The sequence below is a fragment of the Dapis purpurea BLCC-M126 genome (assembly GCF_050015975.1).
In the GTDB taxonomy this organism is placed as follows: Bacteria; Cyanobacteriota; Cyanobacteriia; order Cyanobacteriales; family Microcoleaceae; genus Trichodesmium.
On sequence record NZ_JBNHER010000175.1, the window covers coordinates 1 to 3176 of the forward strand.

Genomic DNA, 3176 nt, shown 5'->3' on the forward strand with positions numbered 1-3176 from the left:
CGGCATATCCAATCGACCAAGAGAAGAGAAATAATATTTCCTTATATTCAATCCTCTCGGTTTTAACCAGAGGTAATTATCAATTATCAATTATCAATTAATGAAAATTACCTTCAAAATGCCCTACGAAAGTCTCAACATTAGTATATTACTATAAAGTAGAGAGAAGAGTATATTTTTTTATTAGAGGATAACAAAGTTGCTTTCACAAAATCCGATTGTTACATTTACTATTCTTTTATTAGTAATTCTCACTCTTCCACCTATCTTTGAACGTCTTAGACTTCCAGGATTAGTTGGTTTATTAGTGGCAGGAATTATTTTAGGTGGAGATGGATTAAAATTACTCGATCCGGAAACAGAAACGATGAAATTATTATCAGATATTGGTAAAGTTTATCTGATGTTTGTTGCCGGATTAGAAATTGATTTGGCAGAATTTAAAAAACATAAAGACCGCTCTCTTGGTTTTGGAATTGCGACTTTTTTATTCCCACTTATTACTGGTACATTAGTTGCAAAAATATTTGGTTTAGATTGGAATGGTGCAATTTTAACAGGTTCTTTACTTGCTTCTCATACTCTCTTAGGTTATCCCATCGTACAACAGTTGGGTGTAGTGGGAAATCAAGCAATTACTGTAACAATTGGGGCGACAATCTTTACTGATATTGCTGCTTTATTAGTATTAGCAATTTGTGTGTCGATTAATGCTGGTAATTTTTCGGTGATTAGTTTAGGAATTCAATTGGGAAGTTTGGCGATTTATGCGGGGATAATTCTTTGGGGTTTTCAATGGGTAGGTAAACAATTTTTCCGGCTAACTACTAATCAAGAAAGTAATCAATTTTTATTTGTTTTGTTAGTTGTGTTTATTGCTGCTTTAGGTGCAACATTGATTAATGTCGATCAAATTGTAGGTGCTTTTCTGGCAGGTTTAGCGATTAATGATGTGGTGGGTAAAAGTCCGGTTAAGGATAAAATAGAATTTGTTGGGAGTGTTTTATTTATCCCCTGTTTTTTCATTGATATGGGATTATTGCTGGATATGTCGGCTTTTGTCAATACTTTTTTAACTAGCTTTGAATTAACTTTATCTATTATTTTAGGTTTGCTTGGGAGTAAATTTTTGGCTGCCTTTTTGGCAAAAAAGATTTATCGATATAATTGGCATGAAACGATGAGTATGTGGTCTCTATCTATGCCACAGGTGGCTGCTACTTTGGCTGCTGCATTGGTGGGTTTGCAAGTAGGAATTTTGCCTGAGGTAATATTTAATAGTGTAATTTTTTTGATGTTGGTGACATCTATTTTGGGTCCAATTCTGACCGCTAGGTTTGCGAGTAAAATTTCTTTACCAGAGGTGGATTTTACATCGGATAATTCTTTGATTTGGTGGGAAACTCATCAACAAATTCCAGACAATTTGACAGACACAGTTGATGGAATTGTTAACCAGAAATTTGTTGTATTAGTGCCAGTATATTTTTCTGCCGAAAAAACAAAATATTTAATTGAAATGGCAGCAATGTTGGCAAAACATGAGGGAGGTTTAATAATTCCTTTATCTATAGTTAAAGGTTACGTCAATATGGATTCTCCTCAATTAAATTTGGCTTTACAACAGAGCAGTAAAAGGTTAAGTTATGCTTTGGAAATTAGCCAAAATTTTCAAGTTGACACTACTCCAGAAACACGAATTTCTGATAATTTTGCTAAGACCATTAGTCGCACAGCACGGGAAAAAAATGCTAGTTTAATTGTTATGAGTTGGAACAATAATACTGGCATTAAAGCTCGTTTATTTGGAAATATAATAGACCAGGTATTTTACTCTGCTCATTGCCCGGTAGCTGTGATGCGTTTGTTAGAAGATCCAATCAATATTCATCGGATTTTAGTACCTGTTAAAAATATTACGCCCCAAGCATTAAGAACTGTTAGATTTGCTCAACTTTTTGCTGATACTAATCAAGCTTCTGTGACTATACTTCATGTTTGTGATCGCCAGACTCCTGAAGCACAAATTAATAAGTTTTATTCCCAACTGTCTCAACTTATTTCTCAAGATAACACTGAAGTTAAATCGAGAATTAAAATTATTCGTTATGATGATGTTGCACCTGTGATTAGTAAAGCAGCAAGAGCTTATCAATTAGTAATTTTACGCTCCATGCGACGACGTACCGCAGCCGGGTTATCTGTTAGTGATGTTACAACTAAAGTTCTGTCTGAAATTACTTGTTCAGTGGTTATATTTGGAGAGCCTTATTCTTAACATTATGGAATAGGGAATAGGGAATAGGGAATAAGGAATAGTAAGAATATCTCTATTGGTGAACCTCATTCTTGATTTAAGTCAAAAGTTAAAAGGCAAAAGGCAAAAATAAGAGAAATGGAACTTCTCTACATTCTTTTTCAGAGAAATCTATTAAATTTTTGGCGTTGGTAAATAATTGTATGATTTTTTAGAGTTAGGAGTCAGGAGTCAGGAAGTTAAAATACCTTTTTTCCTGACTATTAATCTTACGACTATAAGAATTTCATACCTTATTTTACCAATGCCAAATTTTTAATCAATGTCTGGTTGAATAATTATAATTAGAAGCTCTCGTAGTCTTGCTCTAGCAATAAGATAGATATTTTATGTTGCTCAAGAAATACTACAAACAAAAACTTTTTTATCACTTATTATTGGCACATCGTATAAGTAGATATATCTAAAGAAAATAATCTGAGGTGCAAATTAAGCAACCTCCGGAAAACCACATAAGCAAAATGTAGTGCTAATTAAGAACAAAAATAAACTGTTTAAACTTTTCTAGATTTTCTAACCACAGGGGCATAAAAAAAATTCATACTGACTCAAATGTAACTATTAAGGAATAAAGGAAGAATAGTAATGCAGATATTTAGTAATAATCCTCCAAAAATGTTTTCTAAACCTCAACCTGGTATAGTCGATGAAAAAATTACTCCTGATGAACCTGGAAGAGTTAAATTCAAAGCTACATATTGGCCTGCGATGCTTTTTAGAGATTACAGTATGACTCTTTATCCAGGTCAAGAAGTTGCAGTTGTTGGTAGTCAGGGAATTACTTTATTGGTGCGACCTCTTTAACACCTTCTTGAAAACTAGACACGCGCTAGACATTTGCCATCGGTGAGTGCAAATG

General features: G+C 33.5%; 2 protein-coding genes. Both read left to right on the plus strand.

The genetic code is table 11. The annotated features are described in order from the left end of the window. Nucleotides 1-199 precede the first annotated feature (199 nt). Entirely contained in the window at nucleotides 200-2278 is a 2079-nt protein-coding gene (locus tag ACP6PL_RS15505) for a cation:proton antiporter (protein ID WP_426546165.1), read from the plus strand. A gap of 624 nt (nucleotides 2279-2902) precedes the next feature. Further along, nucleotides 2903-3121, plus strand: a complete 219-nt coding sequence (locus ACP6PL_RS15510) for an NfeD family protein (protein ID WP_426546166.1) — start codon at nucleotides 2903-2905, stop codon at nucleotides 3119-3121. Nucleotides 3122-3176: the final 55 nt, after the last annotated feature.

Coding starts and splice junctions, on each gene's coding strand:
- ACP6PL_RS15510 (WP_426546166.1), top strand. CDS start 2,903: ATGCAGATATTTAGTAATAATCCTCCAAAAATGTTTTCTAAACCTCAA.